Source organism: Mycobacterium sp. NGS40 (assembly GCF_059812735.1).
Map to the genome: position 1 here is coordinate 213,744 of NZ_JCALDG010000002.1, position 22,159 is coordinate 235,902.

A 22,159-nucleotide genomic window follows, 5' to 3' on the forward strand; every position below is an offset into this window, starting at 1 on the left:
TTAAAAAGGCGCATCATCGAAAGGGTGACACCATGGGCGCTGTCATCATGCTAGGCACGCTGTTCGGCCTGATCATCCTGATTTTCGGGCTGGTACTCCGCTTCGATCCCGAGGCCCGGCGCGCGCCCGGCGAAAAGGGCCGCCAGTGAACACCGGGATGACGCCGGTGATGGCCGGGGCTCAGTACTTTTCCTACGCGGCGAGCATCACCTTCCTGGTGATCGGCAGCTATTTGAGCTACCGTTGCCGCCGCATCCATCCGCTGTTGTTGCTGGGCATTTCGGCGATCTCGTTCTCGTGGATCGAGTCACCCTACGACTGGGCGATGTACGCACAATTCCCGCCGGGGCTGCCCCGCATGCCGTCCTGGTGGCCGCTGAACGTGACGTGGGGCGGGTTGCCGTTGGCAGTGCCGATCGGCTACGTCTCCTACTTCATCATTCCCGCCGTCACCGCGGCGGCCCTGGGACGCCAGCTGAGCGCAAAGTTCAACTGGCGCAAGCCTATTACTCTTCTGGTGGTCGGCCTCGTCGTCGGGTTCTGCTGGGCACTGTTTTTCAACGGGTTCACCGGAGCCCAGCTCGGAAATTTCTACTACGGCTACGTGATCCCCGGCCTGGCGATCTTCGAGGGGACCAAGCACCAGTACCCGCTGTACGACTCGCTCGCGATGGGCATCCAGATGATGGTCTTCACCTATTTGCTCGGCCGCACCGATGAACAAGGACGCAACGTCATCGATATGTGGGCCGACGCAAGATCCAAGAGCCGGGGGCAGTCCGCGGCGTTGTCCGTCGTGGCCGTCATCGTCGTCGGACACCTGGTGTACGGCGCGGTCTTTGCGCCGCATCTCATTACGAAGCTGGGCGGCTATGTGACCGCGGGCCCGACCGAGCAGCTGTACCCGGGGGTACCGAACCAACCCCAGTGAGCGGGTAGCCGTCAGCCCAGCGCCTCGGGCAGCACCTCTTCGCCCACCCGTTTGAGATACCGCCACGCGATGTCGGGCGACAGCCCGCCGCACAACGGCGACAAGTTGAGCACCTGACCGGCACGGACCCGCGAAATTGCTTCCGGCACAGAGATAATGATGTGCGACGTGGGATTGGCGCGCAGCTCGTCGACCGTCTTCACGTGCGAGAAACCCGCCGTCGTCTCGTCCCCGGGATTCCACGCCGCATAGGTCTGCACGTCGTGCAGCAGATGCTCCCCGATCTCCTTCCACGCCCGGTCCAGATCGTCGGCGACGAAGACGACCGACGGGGTGTTGCGGTCGGGAAACATCGTCGGACCGGGCTGATGGCCGTACTCACGGCAGGCCTGCTCGTAGGCCTCCTGCATGCCGGGCTCGTTTGCATTGCCGAGCATGCCCAGCCCGTATCGACCGGCACGACGGGCCGCGGCCACCGTTCCACCGCCCCACATCAATCCCGGCCCGCCAGCGGTCAGTGGCCGCGGCGTCACCGTGATGCGCCGTCCGTCCTCCTCGACCGTTTCACCGGCCAGCAGTCGCCGTAACAGCAACAGTTTCTCGTCGCAGACGCGGCCGCGCTTCTTGATCGGCACGCCGAAGTGCTCGAACTCTTCGGGCCGGTAACCCAGCGCCAGGATGTACGACGCGCGCCCGTTGCTGATGATGTCGAGCACCGCCATGTCCTCGGCCAGGCGCACGGTTTCATAAAACGGCAGGATAAGGATCAGGCTCAGCGCCAGCCGTTGCGTTCGCGCGGCCACCGCTGAGGCCAGCAAGAACGGGGACGGCAGGTAGCCGTCATCGGAGCCGTGGTGCTCGCAGAGAACGGCGGCCAGACCGCCGTGATCCTCGGCCCACGCGCACATCTCGGGCGCCGCGGCATAGAGATCCGCTGGGGGCGCGGCCCACTCGGGGTCGCGCATGTCGAAGCGCAGTGTGTACACGGCTAACTCCTAGCTGGCCTAAACGTTGTGATGCACGTTACACGTTCAGTCGAAGGCGTAAAGCGGCAGCGTGGTCGGCGCCGAGTGTGAATCCTGCGACGCGACACGCCGTCGCAGCGTCGTCGGATTCACTCTCGCTGCCCGCTTGGTCCGGATTCTCAGCCCATGCGCACATAACCTAAGATTTGTTCTTTAGGATAGTACTTACTCTCTTAAACCCTTGACCGTGCTGGCTCGCGGCTGTTAGCTTCCGTTCGAACGTTGGGTAACTGCCGGCGTAAGGGCAACGGCCGCCTCGGCTTTCATCGCGCACGCAACTGAGGAGGAACGAGATGACGGCTCAGCGGGTAGTGGTTTGGGCAACGGGCGGAATCGGTTCGATCGCCATCCGCGCGATCGATCGGCGCCCCAACCTGGAATTGGTCGGGGTGTGGGTGCACTCCCCGGAGAAAGACGGCAAGGACGCCGGCGAACTCGCCAACGGTGAGCCGATCGGCCTGAGGGCCACCACTGACGCCGATGCGCTGATCGCGTCCAAGCCGGATTGCGTGATCTACGCGGCCAGCGGCCCGGAACGCGACGCCCTGGCCATCCCCGACTACGTCCGGCTGCTCGAGGCCGGAATCAACGTGGTCACGACGAGCACGACGCGCCTGGTCAATCCACACGCGTACGAACCTGCCGAGTGGCGCGACCAGTTGGTCGCCGCGGCCAAGCAGGGCCAGGCGTCGCTCTACGCCTCGGGGATCGAGCCGGGCTTCGCCGCCGACTATCTGCCGTTGGTGTTGTCCACGCAGTCGTCGTCCATCGACAAGATTCACGCGTGGGAGATCGGCCTGTACGACGACTACGGCGTGCCCGACATCATGAGCGACGCGTTGGGCTTCGGACGGCCGCTCGACTACCAGCCGTGGATCGGCTTCCCGGGCGCGATCGCAGGCGAATGGCAGGGGCAGATCCGGTTGATCGCCGACGCGCTGGGAGTCGAAGTCCAGGAAGTCCGTGAGCATTTCGACCGCGCGGTCACCAACCGGACGCTGGAGGTCGCGATGGGAACCGTCGAGGCGGGTACGTGCGGCGCGCTGCGTATGCGGGCCACCGGGATCGTCGACGGCCGCGAAGCCATCATCATCGAGCACGTCACGCGACTGGCACACGACGTCGCCCCGGACTGGCCGGAAGGCATCGGCGACCTGTCCTACCGCGTCCAGATCAGTGGTGATCCCGATATCGACTGCACGCTCGCGGCCACGCTGAAGGATCCGCGGCAGGCCGGCATCGGGGGCATGACCTCGGGCGCGGGCGCCATGGTCGCCACCGCCATGCGCGTCGTCAACGCCGTGCCCTATGTCGTCGCCGCCGAGCCCGGATTGTTGAGTTCAATCGACTTGCCGTTGACGATCCCCAAGGGCGCGTTTGTGACCGGCTGAGCCGGCGCGCGGCACCCGCGGCTTAGTCTGGCGGGAATGACGGTCAATCCACTCGAGGAACTCACGCTGGGACAACTGCGGTTGCGCACCAGCATGAAGTGGCGCGCGCATCCCGCCGACGTCCTGCCGCTGTGGGTTGCCGAGATGGACGTCAAACTGCCGCCAACCGTCGCCGAGGCCCTGCACGCGGCGATTGACATCGGCGACACCGGCTATCCGTCGGGCACCGCACTCGCCGAGGCCGTCGGTGAATTCGCTTCGCGCCGTTGGCAATGGCACGACCTCGAAGTCAGCCGTACGACGATCGTCCCAGACGTCATGCTCGGAATCGTTGAGACACTGCGGCTTATCACCGACCCCGGCGATGCGGTCGTCGTCAATCCCCCGGTGTACGCGCCGTTCTACGCGTTCGTGTCGCACTCGGGCCGGCGGGTGATCGAGGCGCCGCTCGATCCTGAGGGCCGAATTGCGTTGGACGTGTTGGAGGAAGCGTTTACTTGGGCGCGCGCGTCGGGCCGCAAGGTCGCGTACTTGTTGTGCAATCCGCACAATCCGACGGGCACAGTTCACACCGTCGACGAGTTGCGCGGGGTGGCCGAATGCGCCCGGCGATCGCGAGTGCGGGTGGTCGCAGACGAGATTCACGCACCAGTGATCCTGGCGGGATCGCGCTTCACGCCGTACCTGAGCGTTCCGGGCGCCGAGGACGCGTTCGCCCTGACCTCCGCCTCGAAGGCATGGAACTTGTCTGGGCTCAAGGCGGCCCTGGCCATCGCCGGGCCGGAGGCGGCGGCGGATCTGCAGCGGATGCCGGAAGAGGTCAGCCACGGGCCGAGCCACCTGGGCGTCATCGCGCACGCGGAAGCCTTCCGGACCGGCGACGAGTGGCTCGACGCGCTGCTGCGGGGTCTGGACGCCAATCGGACGTTACTGGGCGACCTGGTCGCCGAACACCTTCCACAAGTGAAATATCAAGGCACACAGGGCACTTACCTGGCGTGGCTCGATTGCCGGCGTCTCGGCTTCACCGAGGATGCCGACAACGGCCTCGCCGTGGTCGCCGACCTGTCCGGGCCGGCACGCTGGTTTCTTGACCACGCCCGTGTCGCGCTCAGCTCCGGCCATGTGTTCGGTAGTGGCGGAGCCGGCCACGTGCGGCTAAATTTCGCTACCTCGCAAGCAATTCTCACCGAGGCCGTGTCACGCATGGGCCGTGCACTCGTTGACGCCCAGTAACACTGCGCGACAACGCCTTTCGACTATAAGACGAATTCCAGGGTTTCGCGGCCCAAGTTGCGGAAGCTCAGCATGACGGGCAACGAACCTCGCCTTGGCACCGAGGCGTCCGGGCAAGCCACCTTTTGCAGGCAGCGGTTCTCCCATCCGCTGGTGCGTCAGCGGCAGGACGCTTCGATGACGACGACTGTTATCAACACACACTCCGACACAGGCATCCGGTCCAATGCACCGAGCCCGGGTAGCCGCTGATGTCCACGATCAGCCGAACGCCGCGCCGGATGGCCATAAATTCGCTAGTTTAGTGACCTGCCAGGTTCTCCAAATTTCGTACTGGACGAAGTGGCGTAGCGGAGAGAGGCTAGCAGGGGTGCCCGTTCACCGGAGGAGCTGAATATGGATGTGCTGCGAACCCCGGACTCCCGATTCGAAAACTTGGAAGGCTATCCGTTCGTAGCGAATTACATTGACGTGACGGCGAGCGATTCTCCGCCGGTGCGCATGCACTTTCTCGACGAGGGGCCGGCCGACGGCCCGCCGATCGTGCTGCTGCACGGCGAGCCCACCTGGAGCTACCTGTACCGCACGATGATTCCGCCGCTGGTTGACGCGGGTAATCGGGTACTCGCGCCCGATCTGATCGGCTTTGGCCGCTCCGACAAGCCCAGCCGGATCGAGGATTACACCTACCTGCGCCATGTCGAGTGGGTGACGGCGTGGTTCGAGCGTCTCCGCCTGAAGGAAGTCACGCTGTTCGTCCAGGACTGGGGATCACTGATCGGTCTGCGCATCGCCGCCGAGCAGGGCGAGCGGATCGCGCGGATCGTCGTGGCCAACGGCTTTCTGCCTGCCGCCCAGCGCAAGCCCTCGCCGGGATTTCTGGCGTGGCGGGCGTTCGCGCGCTACTCCCCCATGCTGCCCGCCGGTCGCATCGTCGCGGCGGGCACCGTCCGCAGGGTCCCACCCAAGGTGCGGGCCGGTTATGACGCGCCCTTTCCGGACAAGACGTATCAAGCCGGGGCCCGGGCTTTTCCGCAGTTGGTGCCGACGTCACCCGACGATCCGGCGGTTCCGGCCAATCGCGCGGCCTGGGATGCCCTGGGCCGATGGGAGAAACCCTTCCTGACCATCTTCGGAGATCGCGACCCGATCTTGGGGCAGGCGGATCGCCCCCTGATCAAGCACGTCCCCGGTGCCACCGGCCAGCCGCACGCTCGCATCCGGGCCAGTCACTTCATCCAGGAAGACAGCGGGCCCGAGCTGGCCGAACGCGTCCTCGCCTGGCAGAAGCCCTTGCTATGAGCCCGTCACCGGGTGTTGGCTAGTCGCGCGATACCGCGCATGACGACTCTGCTGACCGCGTGGCGGACCTGATCGACCGCCGAGTTCGCGGGCGGCGGTGCCGCCGTCCCCAGACGGGGGAACAGTCGCAGTGCATTGGTGCGCTCGATCGCCGTGCGGGCCTCGACGCCGAGACCGGGGTAGATTTCCAAGCCGGCCGCGAACAGCTTAGCGGCCGCGGTCGGTGCGAAGGGAAAGTCGGAACCGAAGGTCACATGCCCGGGCTTCGCGAACGCGAGCAGGCTCGGCAGCGCCGCGGCGGTCGAGGACAACGCGGTGTCAAAGTAGAAGCCGGCGAAGTCATCCAGGATGTCGGTCAGGCCGCGGCCGGTGTCGCCCATGATCGCGACGGCCATGCGGTGCGAGGCATAGGGCACGAATCCGCCCGCATGGCTCAGGATGAACTTAATGCTCGGGTACTTGCGGCGTATCTGATTGCGGACCAGTAGAAATGCCGCGCGGCTGGTGTCGAGCAAGAAGTCGGCGGCAAATGGCGGAATTCCTGCCACCGCGGCGCCGGGCAAGTCGCTGGGGTGGATGAAGACCACCGCCGAACGCTCGTCCAATGCGGCAAAAAGATCGTCTTGGCCGTCTTGGCCGAGGTAGGTCCCCACGCTATTGCCCAGGAGCACAACACCATCCGCGTGTAGATCGTCGAGTGCACGGACGGCCTCGTCGACGGCTTCACCTACGTGCGGCATCGGTATGGTCGCGAAAAACCCGAACCGATCGCTTTGTGCCGCAACCAAATCAGCCAGGTAGTCGTTGAGGTCACGCGCGAGTGCGGCGGCATCGGCGGGGCTGGAAAGTATCGTGGTCCCGGGCGTGGAGACGGACAGAATTGCCGTCGCCACACCGAGTTCGGCCATCGTCACCAGTGAGCTTTCCGGACTCCATTCCGGTACGGCCCAGCCACCGGCTTCGTCAACACCCGCTTTTCGTAACAAGTCCCGGTAGAAGGATGGGATGGCATGGTGGTGCGTGTCGATCCGCATCGTTGCTGCTCCTTACGTGATTGGCGCTCAAGGGTCCGCGGTGTTCGGCACTGACAGTGCGGGGCGACGTCCTCGCCATCGCCGATCGCCGGTCCCCGGACAGACGTTGCCGGTGGAATGATCGCGCACCGCCCAGGAAGTCGATGGACAACCGATTGAACCATTCGCGGCGTGCCGATGGCATCGACTCCCCCGATCCGGCGCGGCGACCAGCGCCGGCGTGTCCACCGAATGCGGCAGTTTTCTTTTGTCGGGGGTTCCCGAGTGCAACGATCAGCCAATGGACATGATGACGATGGGCCTGATGGGCACGGTCGTGGGCGCTTCGGCCATGGGCATCGCGGGCATTGCTAAGTCGACCGTCGACAACCTGATCCCCGGCATGGCGATAAGCGGCACCAACCGGCATCAGATGCGGTGCCAGATACATTCGCAGCGATGCGAAGCGATCCAACAGTGGCGCAGCGGCTTGGCCGGGGCTCGAGATGCCTACCGACAGTGGTCCTGCGGCCCTCGCGTCGACGACCCGCCCAACGTCGTCGGCGACGAGTGGTTCGAGGGCCTGCGGCCCCATCTATCGATCACCGGCGAAGCCGCCAAGTTTCGCACCGCCCACGAAGTCCACTGCGATAACCCGACTCTGATGCAACTCTCGCTGGAGATCGGACGCGTCGAAAAGGAGTGGACCGAAGAGGCGAAAGGCCGTCGGCGCCGAAGGCAAAGCCGCAGCAGGTAGTACCGTTGGGCAGATTCATCTGACAGCGGGTCGCAATAATCAGCCTCAGTCGGACATCACCTGGGGCTGCATCAATTCGGCGGCGCTAACCGGTGACGGCCAGCACCGCTTCGGCGAGCTCGGGGCGGCAGACCACCACATCAGGCAACGTCGGGTCAGCCTGGTTGTAGAGCAGCGCCGACCCGTCGATGCGGGAGGTGTGCAAGCCGGCCGCACGCGCCACCGCGACGGGGGCGGCCGAGTCCCACTCGAACTGTCCGCCGGCGTGTACGTAGACATCCGACAGCCCCTGGATGACCGACGCGACTTTAGCTCCGGCAGAACCCATTTCGACCAGTGTGCCGTCCAACGCGTCGCGAACAGTCAACGCGATAGCCGGTGGACGAGTTCGTGATACGACAATGCGCGGCTTGGCCGGGGCGGCGGGCGGGGCGGCCACGTCGGGAGTCGCCAACGTGACACCCTGGGCCGGCAGCGCCACGGCGCCGGCGACCAGCTCACCGGCCTGCCAGAGCGCGACGTGCACCGCCCAGTCGTCGCGTCCCAGTTCGGAGAATTCCCGCGTGCCGTCCAGCGGGTCGACGATCCAGACCCGCTCCGAGCGCAGCCGCACTGGGTCGTCGGCGCCCTCTTCGGACAACACGGCGTCCTGGGGTCGTTCAGCGCCGAGTGCTTGCATCAGAAAGTCATGGGATCGCTTGTCCCCCGCCGCTTTCCGATCGCTCGCGTCGGCGTCGGCGAATTCCTCGCGCACCCCGAGCAACAGCTGCCCCGCCTCGGTGGCCAAGCGCGCAGCCAGTGCGTGGTCATTCATCGGTTACTCCTAACCCGTCGCGAGAGTTTCATACTTCCCTATGTTGGTAGCGTTGACCAAATTTACCGTGCCAGCTGGCTTGGCGCAGTCGGCACCCACCACCGGCTTCTGACATAACCTGGAGAACGTGAGCGGCAACGTCTCTCCGACGGGCGGGTTGCGGCACATTCCGCGGGGGCGGCTGACGGCGATCGGCATCGTCGTGGCCCTTCTACTGGTGGGTGTGCTGATCTTTGCTGGCGTGAAATTGACCCAGGGCCAACACAGCACGACGGCCCAGTCCACCAGCCAACCACCCGCCCCGCCGGACAGCTACGCCCTCCCGGGTTGTTACAACCCGTCGGTCCAGCCGAGCGCACGTCCGAAAAAGCTCAATGTCCTGGGATGCGCGAGCGTTGCCGTTGCGCTGCAAGACATGTCATGGAGTTCTTGGGGACCGCAGGGCGCCGACGGGACCGGAACCGCCGTTTTCAAATTGTGCGATCCGAATTGCGCCACCGGCACCCAACTCACAGAACCGGTTGTCGTTCATGCGTGGAATGCGCAGAAACCACGTCCGGATGCCATCTGCGTGGTCGGCCTCAGGATCTTCAGCGACATGATCATGGCCTTCCCGAAGGACGTCCCGCCGCCCAATGCGCAACCGATCGACACTCAGTACAAAGGGATGCCCGCGGTGCACTTCGTCAACTACTCGCCCAGCGATACCCACCAGACCGAGTTCATCGGCTACACGTTCTGCAACTGAACATCTCGGCAACGAGACGCGCCGAACGTGCTCTCAGGACGCAAAAATCGGCAGAATCTCACCGTCAGAGCACGTTCGGCAAGCGAAACTCGCTTAGACCTCGACGACGACGGCGCCGCCCTGGCCACCGCCGGCGCACATCGCGGCAACCCCGATACCGCCGCCGCGGCGAGCCAGCTCGTAGACCAGGGTCGTGACCATGCGGGCCCCCGAGGCGGCGATGGGGTGGCCAAGGCTGCATCCACTACCGGAGAAGTTGACCTTCTCCTCGTCGAGGCCGTACTCCCGGCACGCCGCGATCGGCACCGAGGCGAACGCCTCGTTGATCTCCCACAGCGCCACATCCGACGGGGACAGGCCGGCCCGCTGCAGCACCTTTCCGATGACCTTCACCGCGCCCAGACCGCAGTCCCGAGGCGCCACGCCCGCGGCGGCCCACGCCTTGACCGTGCCCATCACGTTGAGCTTGTTGGCCGTGGCGTAATCGCTGTCGACGAGCGCGACGGCCGCGGCGGCGTCGTTGGTACCGCTGCTGTTGCCCGCGGTGATCGAAAAGCCTTCGATCTCCGGGTGCAGCACCTTCAGGCCGGCCAGCTTCTCGATGGTGGTGTCACGACGCGGGTGCTCGTCGACGGCGAACTCGGTGACCGAGCCGTCGAACTGGGTGATCTTCAGCGGCAAGATCTCGTCGGCGAACTTGCCGGCGTCCTGGGCCGCGACGGCGCGCTGATGCGAGCGGGCCGCCCAGGCGTCCATCTCCTCGCGGGTGATGCCGACGCTCTGCGCGGTGTTCCAACCCACGGTGATCGACATGTCCTTGGCGGGCGCATCCGGCGTCTCGACGTGCGTCGGCGGCATCCACCGCTCCTCGAACTTCAGTTCAGGTCCCGGGATGCGCCAGTTCGTCAGCGGCGTCATGGACAGCGACTGCACGCCACCGGCGATCAGCACCCGCTCCATACCTGAGCCGATCTGCGCCGAGGCGTTGCCGATTGCCGTCAGGCTGCCCGCGCAGTGGCGGTTGACCGACTGACCGGGAACGTGCTCGAGACCGGTAGCTGTCGCGGCATAGCGGGCCAAATCGCCACCGCCATAATGCGATTCGGCGAAGATGATGTCGTCGATCTCTGATGGGTCGACGCCGGACCGGCGGACCGCCTCCGGGAGCACCGCGGTGATCAGCGTCTCCGGCGGTGTGTTGACCAGCGTCCCTTTGAACGACCGGCCAATGGCCGTTCGGACAGCTCCGACGATGACGGGTGTTCCCATGTTCTTAACCTCGCTGCGGTGGGCGGTCAGACGACGCGAATCGTATCAAATACTGTATAGGCAATAGTAATGGTCTAAATTCGGTACGCCGGGGTCTGTGACGGCGCTAACAATTAAGCGTTTCGGGTAAAACGGAGGCCGACCGTTGAAGACCAAAGGTGCGCTGGTCTGGGAGTTGAACGAGCCGTGGTCGATCGATGAGATCGAGATCGGCGATCCCCGCCGCGGCGAGGTGACCGTTGCGCTCGAGACGGCCGGCCTGTGTCACTCCGACCAACATTTGCTGACCGGCGACTTCCCGATCCCGAGCTTTCCGGTCCTGGGCGGCCACGAGGGCGCCGGGATCATCACCGAGATCGGCGAGGGCGTCGAGAATCTGGCCGTCGGCGACCACGTGGTGATGTCGTTCATCCCGTCGTGCGGGACATGCAAGCCGTGCCAGACCGGGCTGCGCAACCTGTGCGACCTCGGTATGGGCCTGCTGTCGGGCCAATCGGTATCCGACGGATCCTTTCGGGTGACCGCCAGAGGGCACAACGTCCTGCCGATGTCGCTGCTGGGCACCTTCTCGCCCTACGTGGTGGTACATCACACCTCGGTGGTCAAGGTCGATCCGACGATCCCGTTCGAAGTCGCCTGCCTGGTCGGCTGCGGGGTGACCACCGGCTATGGTTCGGCGGTCCGCAGCGCGGCGGTCAAACCCGGTGAGGACGTCGCGGTCATCGGAATCGGTGGTGTCGGCGTCGCCGCGTTGCAAGGTGCCCGAATCGCCGGCGCCCGAAGGATATTCGCGATCGACCCGTTTGATTGGAAGCGTGAGCAGGCGTTGAAGTTCGGCGCCACACAGGCTTTCGCCGGTGTCGCCAGCGCCTTCGGTCGCATCGCGGAGGCGACACGCGGCTTCATGTGCCACAAGGTGATCGTCACCGTCGGCCGCACCGAGGGCAGCGAAGTCGAATCCTGGATGGGCCTGACCGCCAAGGGCGGCGTGTGCTGCCTCACCGCGATGGGCGGCGTGCTGGACACCGATGTCACGCTGAATCTTGCCGGGCTGTCGCTGCTCCAGAAAAGCCTGCAGGGCAGCATCTTTGGCGGAGGCAACCCGCAACACGACATCCCGGCGATTCTCGAGCTCTACAAACTAGGTCACATCAACCTCGACGACATGGTGACCCGCGAATACCGCCTCGAGCAGGTCAACGACGGCTATCGCGACATGCTTGAGGGGCGCAACATCCGTGGTGTCATCCGATTCACCGACGCCGACAGGGTTTGATCGCACCTGGTGCGCCAACGTCGAGATGTTGGGCGACTGTGACATTTCCCCCCGGATAACTCGACGTTCGCGCGGCGTGAGCACAATGAGTCCATGACCACCACCCCCGTAGCCCAGCGTGAGGCCCAGAACGCCGCATACCGAGTCGCCGCGATGTTGATGAGTGTCGGCACGGTGCACTTCCTCGCCCCCAAACCGTTCGACACAATCGTCCCCGTCGAGCTGCCGGGAGATCCGCGCTTCTACACCTACGCATCGGGTGTCGCCGAGATAGCCACCGGCGCCTTGCTGGTGCCGCGACAGACCCGGCGGTTCGCCGCACTGGCCGCCGTCCTGCTGTACATCGGCGTGTTCCCGGCCAACGTCAACATGTGCCGGTTGTGGTGGAACAAGCCGTGGCCGATGCGCATTGCCGCCTTCGCCCGGCTGCCGCTTCAGATTCCGATGATCACCACCGCGTTGAAGATCATGCGCAACAGCTGACCGGAGCGTCAGGTGAAAACCACCGGACTCGCGGTACTGCTCGCGTTGGCGGCCGCGCTGATGATCGGCATCGGAGACGTCCTGGAACAGCGATCCGCCCAGCAGGTAACCGACAAACCGGTCAGCACCCCGGCGCTGTTCCATCGGCTGCTGCGCGATCGACGTTGGTGGCTGGGCAGTCTCGTGGCCGCCGCCGGGTTCGGGTTGCAGGCTGCGGCGCTCGGCCTGGGTTCGGTGGTTCTCGTGCAGGCGCTGTCGGTGACGTCGCTGCTGTTCGCGCTGATCATCAGTAGCACCACAAATCACCGCAGAATTTCACGCTGGCAAGCTATTTGGGCTTTCCTCCTCGTTGGTGCCGTCGCGGTGGTGGTGACGGTCGGGGATCCGCAGGCCGGCACTCCCCGTGGGTCCATCAAGACATGGACGATCGTGGCTTTGATCCTGGGCCCAGCCTTGATCGTGTGTGTGATCGGCGCTCGGTTGACCTCGGGCTGGCTCAGCGCGCTGCTGCTGGGGCTCATGTCGGGAGCGTTGTGGGGGCTTTTCTCGGTGTTGACCAAGGGTGTGGTCGACCAACTCGGCCGCGGCATTCCGGAGTTGTTGCGAACCCCCGAGTTGTACGTGTGGGCGGTACTGGGGATCGCCGCGACGGCCTGGGAGCAGTCGGCGTTTCGGGCCGGCTCGCTGACCGCGTCGCTGCCCGCGGTGACGGTCGCTGAGCCACTCGTCGGTTCGGTGCTCGGCGTCACCGTGCTGGGCGAGACGTTGAGCACCAACCACGTCGGCATGGTTGCGCTCGGTGTCTCGGTCGCGGTGATGATCGCCGCGGCGGTGGCGCTGGCACACAGCCAGGCCGCCGGAACCCCGGCCGCCGATCCGTCCGTCGACGCGCGATCAGCGTCGCCGCGAACCGATCCGGTGTAAGGTCCCGTCGGGATCGATGTAGGCGAATTCCCTTAAGCCGTAAGGCGTATCGACTGGTTCCACCAAACGGCCCTCGAGATCCTTCAGCGCGGCCCACTGCGCGTACAGGGCGTCGGCGTCGCTGACATAGAAGTACACGCTCGATGCCGTGCGCAGCGGATCGTGTTCGGCCCACTCGCTGAGGTGCATCGACACCGCGCCGCGGTCAACGAAGCCGTAACGCTGGGGACCTTCGTAGCTGCGGGCATCGAAGCCGAGTCGGCGGTAACGGTCCAAGGCGATGTCGAGATCTCGAACGGGAACGATCGGGGCTACCGAGGCGAAATCGATTTCGGGCACACCGTGAGTCTGTCAGCTCGTCGCGCTGATCGCGCCGGCGAACGCTGTCGTATGCTCCACCGAGTCGACCGCAGCAGGAAGGCACTCAATGATGAGTCAGCTATCGGCCTTCGCCGCAGTCGCCGCCACCGTGATGCTGACGGCGGCGTGCGACAGCAACGGGGGTGGCACCGGCACCTCTTTCCCATCGTCGACCGCGACGACTTCGTCGAAACAGGCACTTGCGCCAATGGCACTCGTGGATCTCTTGCTCACTCCGGCCGAAGTCGACAACGTTCTGGGGGTTAACGGCTCAAGGACCGACAAGGTGTCCGACTCGCTGCAAGAAGACCCAACCGCCGGAATGGGCCCCAAGGGATTCAGGTTCCCGGAGGAATGCTTGTACATCACCGGACCTGCCCTCGCACCGGTATTCGCCAACAGCGGGAGCACGTCGGTACACGGCGAGCGAATTACCGAGCCCTCCCCCGGCGGGTCGACTGAGTCCAGTCCCGACGCAAACCAGTATGTGGTGCTGTATCCGTCCGCCCAACAGGCGAACGCCTTCTTCAACAACTCTGCCCAGCGCTGGCCCGCGTGTGCCAACCGCCAAGGCACTGTTCCCGACGGCGCGATCTCCCCGGGCTTCCAGTGGACGGTCGGACCGGTTTCCACTGAAAACGGAGTTCTGAGCACGACCGTGTCGGTAAACCTCACCAAGGATGGCGAGCACATCGTCAAGGCCTGCCAGCGGGCGCTGACGGTACGCAACAACGTCGCGATCGACGTCGACGGGTGCCGCCAAAACCCGGGCAACGTGGGCGTCGACATCGCCAATATGATCGCCGGCAAAGTCGACAAACAGTAGACGTTGCACCGTCCGCACGAATTCAGCGTTTCCCTCTGCCATCTCGCTTGGCGTGTTGGATGCGTCCCGCTGCCCGCAAACACCCCAGGACCCGCGAAGCTGTCGTATGCTCCATCCGCAAACACCCTCTGACCGGCCGACGCGCACCATGCTCGCAACGCTGTCGAGTCGACTCGAGCAGGAAGGCACCAACGATGCGCCCATTTGCCGTCGCCGCCGCCGTCGTCACTACCGGGATATTGGTCGCTGCCTGCGGCGGTAGCAACGGCGGTGGCACAGCTTCGTCGACCACCACCACTTCGTCGAAGCCTCCCCTGGCGCAGGCCGCACTGCCGAGCCTGTTGCTCACTCCCGCCGAGGTAGACAGTGTTCTGGGCGTCACGGGGTCGAAGAACGACAAATCGTTCGACACGCTCCAAGAGGACAAGAGCACTGAGGTGTTCCCCAAGGGATACAAATTCCCCGCCGAGTGCCTCTACATCACCGGCGTGGGCTTGACGCCCATTTACACGGGCAGCGGCAACACCGCGGTGCACGGCGAACGTGACATTGCGCCGATTCCCGAGGGTTCGACCGATCCGAACCCGGACATCAGCCAATTCGTGGCGTTGTTTCCGTCCGCCGACCAGGCGAACGCCTTCTTCAACACGTCGGCCCAGCGTTGGCCCGCCTGCGCCAACCACCAGGAAACCGTTCCCAGCGGCGGCGACCCGGACGCACCGGATATTCAGTGGAAGGTGGGACCCGTTTCCAACAGCAACGGAATATTGAGCACGACCGTGAGCGTGACCCTGAGCAAGGGCACCGAGTCGATGGGCCAAACCTGTCAGCGAGCGCTGACGGTCCGCAACAACGTCGTGATCGACACTGAGGCATGCCGTAAGGATCCGGGGGACGCGGGCGTCAGCGCCGCCAAACAGATCGCGGCCAAAGTCGACAAGCAGTAATCATCGCGCGTCAGTTCCCCTGGCGTTCAGGCGATTCGAGCAAGCCCGACAAAACGACAGTGACTTTGGTAAGAATGGGATGCTATGCCGCGCTCATTCGACATCTTGACCGAATCGCCCGCCAGTGTTGACCAAATCCACGCGGCGTTCAGTAGTGAGGCCTATTGGCTGGCCCGGATCGCCCTGGGGGACGCCGCGACCACCACACTGGACTCGCTGGATGTCGACCCCGCCGGCAGGGTGACAGTGCGGGTTACTCAGCACGTGGGACGCCAGCTGCTGCCCGGACCGGTCGCCAAATTCGCACCTGGCGAGCTGAAACTCGTCCATGAGGAGACGTGGAAACCCAACGGCGACGGCCAGGTTCTCGGGCAGGTCAACGTCTCGACTTCGCCAGGGGTAGGCGGGGCCCGCGCACAAGCATGGCTGGAGCCCAGCGGTGCCGGCACACAGTTGCGGTTCGCGGTCAACGTGCACGTGAAAATCCCATTGGTGGGCGGCAAACTGGAGAAAACTCTCGGCGCGGGTTTGTCTGACAGCATCCCCGCGGTGCAGCGCTTCACCACCACCTGGATCGCCGACCACTGCTAGGCGTACTGCCCGGCGCTCGCCCCTTGCCATGCGAGTGCGTCGAGGTGTTAGCTCTGTACTCGTTAGCAACCAACGCTGCCTGGCTAATGGGAGGCTTTGCCCAATGCTTCGTCAGATGTTCGCCGTGGGAGCTATTGCGGCAGGGATAGCGGGGACGCCCCCAGCCCACGCTGCGCCGTCCACCACCACCACGTCTCCTGCACCGACGACGGGTTCGAGCGTCTATTACCCGAACTGCAAGGCCGCCTGCGATGCCGGTGCGGCTCCGATTTATCGGGGACAGCCGGGCTATCGGGCTCCTCTTGACCGTGACAACGACGGCATTGCCTGCGAAATCTGCCACTGAGAGGTACCCATGTTCCGATTGAAGGCCACCATCGGCGTGTGCTGCATCGCCGTGACGGCGTGCGGTTCGCACCAGGCGTCCGGCCCGAGCACGTCCGGCTCGAGTTCGGCGAAACCATTGGCCAGCAGCAGCATTGCCGCTTCTCCCCCTGCCACTACGACCGTCGCTCCCCCGGCTACGAGCAGCGCACCGCCCGATTGTGTCGGATTGTCGATCTGCACTCCACCGCCGCCGGACGCCGAGGGGAATCCTGCGTGTTATTACTCCGATGGCTGGCAATCGAATTCAGCCGGGGCGGGCATCGAAGTCTGGTACTTCCACGAGCCGCAGAACATGTCGAAGCCGGACAAGGTCACGGCAATAGTGCGCAAGAAGGACGGCACCAACGAGTCTCAAGATGCCGCAATCGCGGCCGGCCAACAGACACATCGCTTCGAATTCCCGGCCATCGATAAGTCCGCCGTTCAGGAAGTACTGCTAGCGTCGAGCAGTGGCCGTTGTTTCGTGGTCGGCAGTTAGACACGTACCTGGTTCTCCCCCTGGTGTTTTCGCGTCGTTGAGAGGAACTGGCTTCCTTCTCGGAGGGTAAACCTTTCAACCGCAGGGTGTTTGGCCGCTGGTCAACTAGGTAGGCTGCGTCGTTAGTGCAGGCGACGGATAGAGGAACAACAGATGACCCGCATACGCACCATGACACAGGCAGACACCAATGCGGCCGCGCGGATCTGCTACAAGGCGTTCAACGCGATCGCGGCCAGGCACAACTTTCCGTCGGACTTTCCCTCGGTCCAACATGCTCACGATCTCGTCGGTGCGTTGCAGCCTCACCCCGGATACTTCAGTGTCGTAGCCGAATCCGATGGTCAGATCATTGGCAGCAATTTTCTCGACGAGCGCTCCGCGATTTTCGGAGTCGGTCCCCTCAGCGTGGCTACAGATGCCCAGGACAGCCGCGTCGGTCGCACCCTGATGCAGGCCGTGCTGGACCGAAGCGCCCAGCAGCAGGCATCGGGAGTGCGGCTGGTACAGGTTGCGTATCACAACCGTTCGATGAGCCTTTACACCAAGCTGGGCTTTCAAACCCGTGAGCCCCTCGCCGCAATTCAGGGCAAGCCACTATTGATGCAGATCAACGGATTTGACGTGCGCAGGGCTCACGAAGGGGATCTGGCGGACTGCGACAAGCTTTGCTTACAGGTGCACGGCCATGATCGAAGCGGCGAACTGCGCGATGCGATCGCACAGGGATCGGCCAAGGTCGTCGAGCGCGACGGCCAAATAACCGGCTACACGACCGATGTCGGGTTCACCGGCCACTCCGTCGCCGTGAGCAACGAGGATATCGAGGCGTTGATCGCCGACGCAGAGAAGTTCTCCTGGAACGGATTTCTTGTTCCGTTGCGCAACGCCGACTTGTTGCGATGGTGTTTCGACCACGACCTGCGCGTCGTCTACCTGCTGAACATGATGGCGCTTGGTTACTACCAAGAGCCGCGCGGTTCCTTCCTGGCGTCGATCGGTTATTGACGAGCGCTGCAAACCCGTCCTGCCGCGAGCGCGGACCAGGGATACTGGCACACCATGGACAACACGCAATGGTGGATACCCTGGCTGCCCCTGCTGGGGTCGATACTCGTCACCGCGACCGCATTTCTCGGCGTCATGATCAACAACAAGAACAGCCGCGCCGCCATCCGATCGGCGCGCATGCTCGATCATCACAAGTGGTTACGAGAAACGCTATTGCAGCTCGGATCGCATGCCGCCGGGCACGCATTCGAGATCGACCGCCTGTACAACGTGCGCTCATTCGCCACCAACGACGACGTGTTCACCCAGAATATGCTCACTCTTGCGGGTGAAATCCGGCGACTGTCAGCCACAGCAGACAGCCTGAGCCTCATCGGATTTCCTGAACTGGCGGACACCTGCGCGCAGATCCGTCACGCGGCCGATCAAGTGGTCGAACCCGCCAATGCCCACCGCGAAACCATCCGATCCGATGCTCCCACCGAACACATTCAGCGGACTCGCGCCGCCGTCGACACCCGACTCGCCGAGCTGAGCGAGGCGCGGAAACGCTTTGTCGCCCACGCCCAGTCGACACTGAAAATGCACGCGCTGCTTCAGGTCGACGGCATCTGACGATCACCCCGAACGGCTGACCGTCATGCCGGTGGCCACCGACTCGAAGACCTGCGTAACGAGGTCGTTTACTCCCGGCTGGCGCGCCGAGTACCGCGACGACTCCCCTACTGCGGCAGCACCTCGCCGTGCGTCTCGGGCGCCAGCGGAATGATCAGGAGCCCAACCACGAATACGATCGCCGTCAACGCAACCGGCAAGCCCAGGGTGTGCGTGTGCAGTACCGCGGCGCCGAGCACGAAGTTCACGCCGGCCCCGACGAAACGGCCGAATGACGTGCAGAATGCGAATGCCGTTGCGCGCACCCGTGTCTCGAACTGCTCGGGCAGCCAGAGACTGAACAGCGCGAAGTTACCGCCGAAGAAGCCCAGCACGAACAGCCACCCGATAAACGGCCCGAGGCCGTTGGGCAGATAAAACGCCCAGCCGAAGCTGCCGGTGATCGCGACCGCCATTCCGGCAAAATAGAACGCGGCCGTCTTCCTGCGTCCGACGCGCTCCGCGATCAGGGGCAAGACAAGACAGCCCAGGATGGTTCCGATCGACAACAGGCCCGTCGCCCACGAGGCGGTCTTGGTCGCGTCGCTCTTGCCCAGACCGGCATGCTGCGCGAGCTGAATCACGGCCGTCGGTTCGTACACCGTGCCCGCCCATAAGCCCACGATCGCAATCGTCAGCAGCGCGCACGCCACCCAGGTGCGGCGCCGGTAACGGGCGCCGAGAATTTCGCGCAACGGGTTGACGCGCACCGGGCTGCCGGCGTCGGCCCGCTGCCACTTCTCGGTCTCCTTGACTCGCGTCAGGATCAGGATGGCGATCACGACCGGCAATGCGCCGGTCAGAAACATTGCGCGCCAACCAAACTGGACGCCGACGGTGTAGTTGAGCGCTGCGGCCAGGAAGAAGCCGGCGTAGTAACCGGTCTGCAAATAGCCAGCGCCCATTTTGCGTCGATCCTCGGGCCACGCCTCGGCCACATAAGTCCCGGCAAGCGCCCATTCGCCGCCGATCCCGACCCCCGCGATGAATCGGAAGGTGGCAAGCTCCCAGACGTTTTGCGCCATGGCGGAAAGCCCGGTGAAGATTGCGAAGGTGAAGATCGTCGCCGCGAGCACCTTGGCTCGCCCGAAGCGGTCGGCGATCGGCCCCCAGACGAAGGACAGACCCCAGCCGACCAGGAACAGGGCGAACAAAATCGAGCCCACCAGCCCGACATTGGCCGGAGTCGCGGCAATGCCCGAGCGCGGCAACAACTCAGTCAACGCGGGCGTCAACACCAGCGCGTAGATGAACGAATCCATCCCGTCGAGCGTCCAACCGGTCCATGCCCCCCAAAAGCCCACGATCTGTGAGCGGTTGAGCGGGGTGCGACGGCGCGCGCGCACTACCTGTTCTGTCGTTGAACTCATGTCGCCCTCTCGCTGAAAACCATCGGCCGAACGGCCATCGCGTGAGTACGCAAAAGTGGCGTTGCTGAATCGCTTTGGCATTGCGCGATTTCGTGCGCGGTTGCGATGGCAATCGTGTCACGACAGCCTATTTCGCAGCGACGTGCCAGCGAAGACGCACGGCAAGCTCGACCCCAGAAGGCAATGGGTGTTGTCGTTCGCCAATCGAGTTTCGATCGAGGCATCCACGACCAAATCGCGTGGTGGCGCTACATTGAGTAATCGCCTACCAGGTTCAACGCGGAACGGGGCCATCATGGGATTCATCACGCCGGACCTTCCCGACGTCGACCACGACACCTGGCCCACGCTGCCTCGGTCCGCGCGGATGCAAGTGGTGACCCGGCACTGGGTGGAACACGGCTTCGGCACGCCGTCGGCGATCTATCTGCTGTATGTGCTGAAAATGGCCGCCTATGCCGGCGGAGCCGCGGCGGTCATCGCGTTGACCCCGGGGCTGGGCGGCCTCGATCGCATCGAGCAGTGGTGGACCCAACCGATCGTGTACCAGAAGGTCGTGGTGTTCACGCTGCTGTTCGAGGTCCTCGGTCTGGGCTGTGGATCCGGGCCGCTGACAGCACGGTTCTGGCCTCCGATCGGAGGTTTCCTGTTCTGGCTGCGGCCCAAGACGATTCGCCTGCCACCCTGGCCACGCGTGATTCCCTTCACCCGCGGGGATACTCGCTCGATCGTCGACGTGGCCCTCTACGCGATCGTGCTGGGCTCCGGCATCTGGGCACTGCTCTCGCCGGGCCGTGGCGGCCCGGTCACCGCGGCCGGCGACGTCGGCCTGCTCGACCCGATGTTGGTCGTGCCGGCGATCGTCGCCCTGGCCTTACTGGGTCTGCGTGACAAAACGGTGTTCTTGGCGGCGCGCGGCGAGCACTACTGGCTGACCCTGTTCGTGTTCTTTTTCCCCTTCACCGATCAGATCGCGGGATTCAAGATCGTCATGCTCGCGCTGTGGTGGGGAGCGGCGACCTCCAAGCTCAACCATCACTTCCCTTATGTCGTAGCGGTGATGACCAGCAACCACCCGCTATTGCGCAGCAAAATGTTCAACTGGGTCAAACACCGGCTCTACCTGGACCCGGTCAACGACATACGTCCCTCCTGGGTGCCGAAAATCATGGCGCATGTCGGCGGCACCACGGCCGAATTTCTGGTGCCCCTGGTGCTGGTCTTCTTCGCCGACGGCCACCGCTGGGCCTGGTTCCTGATCGCCTTCATGGTGATCTTTCACCTCAACATCATTTCCAACCTCCCGATGGGAGTTCCGTTGGAGTGGAATGTATTCCTGATCTTCTCGCTGTTCTATTTGTTCGGGCACTACAACGCAATTCACGCCACCGACCTTCAGTCACCGCTGTTGCTGGCCATCCTCGTCGTCGCCCTGGCCGTCGTTCCAATTCTGGGAAACATTTTCCCTCAGCAATTTTCGTTCCTACCCGCGATGCGCTACTACGCCGGCAACTGGGCGACCAGCGTCTGGTGCTTCCGCGCCGGGGCCGAAGAGAAGATCGAAGCCAACGTCGTGAAAAGCTCTGCGCTCACGGCCAAGCAACTGGCCAGGCTGTACGACGAGGCGACCGCCGAGATCACCATCGACAAGGCCGGCGCGTTCCGGTCGATGCACACTCATGGTCGCGCACTCAACGGGTTGCTGCCCCGCGCCGTCGACAACGAAGCCGACTACCGGATGCGCGAGGGTGAAGTCGTCGCCGGTCCGCTGGTCGGCTGGAACTTCGGCGAAGGCCACCTGCACAACGAGCAATTGTTAGAGGCCCTGCAGCGGCGCTGTCAGTTCGAGGAGGGCGATGTGCGGGTGGTCATTCTGGAGGGCCAGCCCATTCAGACGCAACGACAGTGCTACCGGATCGCGGACGCCAAACTCGGGGTGATCGAGGAAGGCTACGTCACCGTCGCGGACATGCTGGCGCGTCAGCCGTGGCCCGAGCCGGGTGACGAGTTCCCCGTGCACCTGACGCGCGCGGATAAGCGGTTATCCGCCGCCGACTAGCTACACCTGGGCGCCGGCGTACGCCGTTTGCCTGGACGACGGCTCGCCGGGGCGGTGAAACCCCCGGTGTCGTCGAACAACGCCCACGACCCGTGGTCGTCGACTTCCATTCGCCAACCCAGCTCGCAACGGCCCGCGATGGTGTCCATAAACCATGCGTGCGCATCCTCTGCGCTGTCGAAATTCTTTGCCGCGACTATCTCGCCGTGTGGGTCGATAGCTCGAAACGTGGGCATGCGATGTGTTTATCCCCTCCGGACGAGTTTCAATCGCACGCAATTTCGACCGACGGAGATCGTGTTGCCTG

Annotated in this window: 25 protein-coding genes; 17 read left to right on the forward strand and 8 right to left on the reverse strand. The window is 64.3% G+C overall.

What is annotated here, in order from left to right; translation table 11 throughout:
- The first annotated feature begins 145 nt into the window (after positions 1–145).
- Positions 146–931 carry a spirocyclase AveC family protein gene (locus tag AC5Y5O_RS04515; RefSeq protein WP_500023954.1) on the forward strand — a complete coding sequence of 262 codons (786 nt, stop codon included), beginning with the start codon at positions 146–148 and terminating at the stop codon, positions 929–931.
- Between the two features lie 11 nt (positions 932–942).
- Here the strand turns inward: AC5Y5O_RS04515 and AC5Y5O_RS04520 are convergent, their stop codons facing one another.
- Positions 943–1,917 (reverse strand): LLM class flavin-dependent oxidoreductase, encoded by a 975-nt coding sequence (locus AC5Y5O_RS04520; protein ID WP_500023956.1) that lies wholly within the window; start codon positions 1,915–1,917, stop codon positions 943–945.
- A 332-nt stretch (positions 1,918–2,249) separates the two neighbouring features.
- Here AC5Y5O_RS04520 and AC5Y5O_RS04525 point away from each other — a divergent pair, with 332 nt between their 5' ends.
- The 3 genes from AC5Y5O_RS04525 (at position 2,250) to AC5Y5O_RS04535 (ending at position 5,885) form a co-directional block, all read left to right on the forward strand.
- A complete protein-coding gene (locus tag AC5Y5O_RS04525) occupies positions 2,250–3,347 on the forward strand; it encodes an NAD(P)H-dependent amine dehydrogenase family protein (RefSeq protein ID WP_096288912.1) in 1,098 nt (365 codons plus the stop codon).
- Between the two features lie 36 nt (positions 3,348–3,383).
- Positions 3,384–4,583 carry a MalY/PatB family protein gene (locus AC5Y5O_RS04530; protein ID WP_096288914.1) on the forward strand — a complete coding sequence of 400 codons (1,200 nt, stop codon included), beginning with the start codon at positions 3,384–3,386 and terminating at the stop codon, positions 4,581–4,583.
- A gap of 396 nt (positions 4,584–4,979) precedes the next feature.
- Entirely contained in the window at positions 4,980–5,885 is a 906-nt protein-coding gene (locus AC5Y5O_RS04535) for a haloalkane dehalogenase (RefSeq protein WP_096288916.1), read from the forward strand.
- A 5-nt stretch (positions 5,886–5,890) separates the two neighbouring features.
- Here AC5Y5O_RS04535 and AC5Y5O_RS04540 read toward each other — a convergent pair whose 3' ends face one another.
- Positions 5,891–6,919 (reverse strand): amidohydrolase family protein, encoded by a 1,029-nt coding sequence (locus AC5Y5O_RS04540; protein ID WP_096288918.1) that lies wholly within the window; start codon positions 6,917–6,919, stop codon positions 5,891–5,893.
- A gap of 280 nt (positions 6,920–7,199) precedes the next feature.
- Here AC5Y5O_RS04540 and AC5Y5O_RS04545 point away from each other — a divergent pair, with 280 nt between their 5' ends.
- Complete coding sequence (locus AC5Y5O_RS04545; protein WP_096291237.1) at positions 7,200–7,655, forward strand: hypothetical protein; 456 nt, start codon at positions 7,200–7,202, stop codon at positions 7,653–7,655.
- 85 nt (positions 7,656–7,740) lie between these two features.
- On the opposite strand, the gene AC5Y5O_RS04550 is transcribed toward AC5Y5O_RS04545, so the two are convergent.
- A complete protein-coding gene (locus AC5Y5O_RS04550) occupies positions 7,741–8,469 on the reverse strand; it encodes a 3'(2'),5'-bisphosphate nucleotidase CysQ (protein WP_096288920.1) in 729 nt (242 codons plus the stop codon).
- 157 nt (positions 8,470–8,626) lie between these two features.
- On the opposite strand from AC5Y5O_RS04550, the gene AC5Y5O_RS04555 reads away from it, so the two are divergent.
- Positions 8,627–9,217 carry a hypothetical protein gene (locus AC5Y5O_RS04555; protein ID WP_207768580.1) on the forward strand — a complete coding sequence of 197 codons (591 nt, stop codon included), beginning with the start codon at positions 8,627–8,629 and terminating at the stop codon, positions 9,215–9,217.
- 93 nt (positions 9,218–9,310) lie between these two features.
- Here the strand turns inward: AC5Y5O_RS04555 and AC5Y5O_RS04560 are convergent, their stop codons facing one another.
- The gene (locus tag AC5Y5O_RS04560) at positions 9,311–10,486 is read right to left on the reverse strand and encodes a thiolase family protein (protein ID WP_096288922.1); all 1,176 of its coding nucleotides are present in this window, start codon (positions 10,484–10,486) and stop codon (positions 9,311–9,313) included.
- 145 nt (positions 10,487–10,631) lie between these two features.
- Between AC5Y5O_RS04560 and AC5Y5O_RS04565 the strand changes: the two genes are divergently transcribed.
- The 3 genes from AC5Y5O_RS04565 (at position 10,632) to AC5Y5O_RS04575 (ending at position 13,169) form a co-directional block, all read left to right on the forward strand.
- Positions 10,632–11,762, forward strand: coding sequence for an NDMA-dependent alcohol dehydrogenase (locus tag AC5Y5O_RS04565; RefSeq protein WP_500023960.1), 1,131 nt, complete (start codon positions 10,632–10,634; stop codon positions 11,760–11,762).
- 93 nt (positions 11,763–11,855) lie between these two features.
- On the forward strand, positions 11,856–12,245 hold the full coding sequence (locus AC5Y5O_RS04570) for a DoxX family protein (protein ID WP_096288926.1): 390 nt from the start codon (positions 11,856–11,858) through the stop codon (positions 12,243–12,245).
- Between the two features lie 12 nt (positions 12,246–12,257).
- Positions 12,258–13,169, forward strand: coding sequence for a DMT family transporter (locus AC5Y5O_RS04575; protein ID WP_096288928.1), 912 nt, complete (start codon positions 12,258–12,260; stop codon positions 13,167–13,169).
- Here AC5Y5O_RS04575 and AC5Y5O_RS04580 read toward each other — a convergent pair.
- The gene (locus AC5Y5O_RS04580; protein WP_096291239.1) at positions 13,140–13,499 is read right to left on the reverse strand and encodes a bleomycin resistance protein; all 360 of its coding nucleotides are present in this window, start codon (positions 13,497–13,499) and stop codon (positions 13,140–13,142) included. The two genes, AC5Y5O_RS04575 and AC5Y5O_RS04580, sit on opposite strands and share 30 nt — an antisense overlap.
- A 100-nt stretch (positions 13,500–13,599) precedes the next feature.
- Between AC5Y5O_RS04580 and AC5Y5O_RS04585 the strand changes: the two genes are divergently transcribed.
- From AC5Y5O_RS04585 to AC5Y5O_RS04600, 4 genes are all read left to right on the forward strand, one after another.
- Positions 13,600–14,355, forward strand: a complete 756-nt coding sequence (locus tag AC5Y5O_RS04585) for a sensor domain-containing protein (RefSeq protein WP_096291240.1) — start codon at positions 13,600–13,602, stop codon at positions 14,353–14,355.
- Positions 14,356–14,549: 194 nt separating this feature from the next.
- A complete protein-coding gene (locus tag AC5Y5O_RS04590) occupies positions 14,550–15,302 on the forward strand; it encodes a sensor domain-containing protein (protein ID WP_096288930.1) in 753 nt (250 codons plus the stop codon).
- Between the two features lie 84 nt (positions 15,303–15,386).
- Positions 15,387–15,893, forward strand: a complete 507-nt coding sequence (locus tag AC5Y5O_RS04595) for a DUF2505 domain-containing protein (protein WP_500023963.1) — start codon at positions 15,387–15,389, stop codon at positions 15,891–15,893.
- 115 nt (positions 15,894–16,008) lie between these two features.
- Positions 16,009–16,239, forward strand: coding sequence for an excalibur calcium-binding domain-containing protein (locus tag AC5Y5O_RS04600; RefSeq protein WP_500024124.1), 231 nt, complete (start codon positions 16,009–16,011; stop codon positions 16,237–16,239).
- Here the strand turns inward: AC5Y5O_RS04600 and AC5Y5O_RS04605 are convergent.
- Positions 16,182–16,460, reverse strand: a complete 279-nt coding sequence (locus tag AC5Y5O_RS04605; RefSeq protein ID WP_500024147.1) for a hypothetical protein — start codon at positions 16,458–16,460, stop codon at positions 16,182–16,184. The two genes, AC5Y5O_RS04600 and AC5Y5O_RS04605, sit on opposite strands and share 58 nt — an antisense overlap.
- On the opposite strand from AC5Y5O_RS04605, the gene AC5Y5O_RS04610 reads away from it, so the two are divergent.
- The 3 genes from AC5Y5O_RS04610 (at position 16,447) to AC5Y5O_RS04620 (ending at position 18,384) form a co-directional block, all read left to right on the forward strand.
- Complete coding sequence (locus AC5Y5O_RS04610; protein ID WP_243394106.1) at positions 16,447–16,758, forward strand: hypothetical protein; 312 nt, start codon at positions 16,447–16,449, stop codon at positions 16,756–16,758. The two genes, AC5Y5O_RS04605 and AC5Y5O_RS04610, sit on opposite strands and share 14 nt — an antisense overlap.
- A gap of 153 nt (positions 16,759–16,911) precedes the next feature.
- Positions 16,912–17,766: a GNAT family N-acetyltransferase gene (locus AC5Y5O_RS04615; RefSeq protein ID WP_096288938.1), complete on the forward strand. Its 855-nt coding sequence runs from the start codon at positions 16,912–16,914 to the stop codon at positions 17,764–17,766.
- A 54-nt stretch (positions 17,767–17,820) separates the two neighbouring features.
- A complete protein-coding gene (locus AC5Y5O_RS04620) occupies positions 17,821–18,384 on the forward strand; it encodes a hypothetical protein (protein ID WP_096288940.1) in 564 nt (187 codons plus the stop codon).
- 107 nt (positions 18,385–18,491) lie between these two features.
- On the opposite strand, the gene AC5Y5O_RS04625 is transcribed toward AC5Y5O_RS04620, so the two are convergent.
- Complete coding sequence (locus tag AC5Y5O_RS04625; RefSeq protein ID WP_096288942.1) at positions 18,492–19,793, reverse strand: MFS transporter; 1,302 nt, start codon at positions 19,791–19,793, stop codon at positions 18,492–18,494.
- 295 nt (positions 19,794–20,088) lie between these two features.
- Here AC5Y5O_RS04625 and AC5Y5O_RS04630 point away from each other — a divergent pair, with 295 nt between their 5' ends.
- Positions 20,089–21,852 carry a DUF3556 domain-containing protein gene (locus AC5Y5O_RS04630; protein WP_096288944.1) on the forward strand — a complete coding sequence of 588 codons (1,764 nt, stop codon included), beginning with the start codon at positions 20,089–20,091 and terminating at the stop codon, positions 21,850–21,852.
- Here the strand turns inward: AC5Y5O_RS04630 and AC5Y5O_RS04635 are convergent.
- On the reverse strand, positions 21,849–22,088 hold the full coding sequence (locus tag AC5Y5O_RS04635; protein WP_096288946.1) for a hypothetical protein: 240 nt from the start codon (positions 22,086–22,088) through the stop codon (positions 21,849–21,851). The genes AC5Y5O_RS04630 and AC5Y5O_RS04635 overlap by 4 nt on opposite strands.
- Positions 22,089–22,159 lie beyond the last annotated feature (71 nt).

Coding starts and splice junctions, on each gene's coding strand:
- AC5Y5O_RS04525 (WP_096288912.1), top strand. CDS start 2,250: ATGACGGCTCAGCGGGTAGTGGTTTGGGCAACGGGCGGAATCGGTTCG.
- AC5Y5O_RS04530 (WP_096288914.1), top strand. CDS start 3,384: ATGACGGTCAATCCACTCGAGGAACTCACGCTGGGACAACTGCGGTTG.
- AC5Y5O_RS04535 (WP_096288916.1), top strand. CDS start 4,980: ATGGATGTGCTGCGAACCCCGGACTCCCGATTCGAAAACTTGGAAGGC.
- AC5Y5O_RS04540 (WP_096288918.1), bottom strand. CDS start 6,919: ATGCGGATCGACACGCACCACCATGCCATCCCATCCTTCTACCGGGAC.
- AC5Y5O_RS04545 (WP_096291237.1), top strand. CDS start 7,200: ATGGACATGATGACGATGGGCCTGATGGGCACGGTCGTGGGCGCTTCG.
- AC5Y5O_RS04550 (WP_096288920.1), bottom strand. CDS start 8,469: ATGAATGACCACGCACTGGCTGCGCGCTTGGCCACCGAGGCGGGGCAG.
- AC5Y5O_RS04560 (WP_096288922.1), bottom strand. CDS start 10,486: ATGGGAACACCCGTCATCGTCGGAGCTGTCCGAACGGCCATTGGCCGG.
- AC5Y5O_RS04570 (WP_096288926.1), top strand. CDS start 11,856: ATGACCACCACCCCCGTAGCCCAGCGTGAGGCCCAGAACGCCGCATAC.
- AC5Y5O_RS04585 (WP_096291240.1), top strand. CDS start 13,600: ATGAGTCAGCTATCGGCCTTCGCCGCAGTCGCCGCCACCGTGATGCTG.
- AC5Y5O_RS04590 (WP_096288930.1), top strand. CDS start 14,550: ATGCGCCCATTTGCCGTCGCCGCCGCCGTCGTCACTACCGGGATATTG.
- AC5Y5O_RS04595 (WP_500023963.1), top strand. CDS start 15,387: ATGCCGCGCTCATTCGACATCTTGACCGAATCGCCCGCCAGTGTTGAC.
- AC5Y5O_RS04600 (WP_500024124.1), top strand. CDS start 16,009: ATGTTCGCCGTGGGAGCTATTGCGGCAGGGATAGCGGGGACGCCCCCA.
- AC5Y5O_RS04615 (WP_096288938.1), top strand. CDS start 16,912: ATGACCCGCATACGCACCATGACACAGGCAGACACCAATGCGGCCGCG.
- AC5Y5O_RS04620 (WP_096288940.1), top strand. CDS start 17,821: ATGGACAACACGCAATGGTGGATACCCTGGCTGCCCCTGCTGGGGTCG.
- AC5Y5O_RS04625 (WP_096288942.1), bottom strand. CDS start 19,793: ATGAGTTCAACGACAGAACAGGTAGTGCGCGCGCGCCGTCGCACCCCG.
- AC5Y5O_RS04630 (WP_096288944.1), top strand. CDS start 20,089: ATGGGATTCATCACGCCGGACCTTCCCGACGTCGACCACGACACCTGG.
- AC5Y5O_RS04635 (WP_096288946.1), bottom strand. CDS start 22,088: ATGCCCACGTTTCGAGCTATCGACCCACACGGCGAGATAGTCGCGGCA.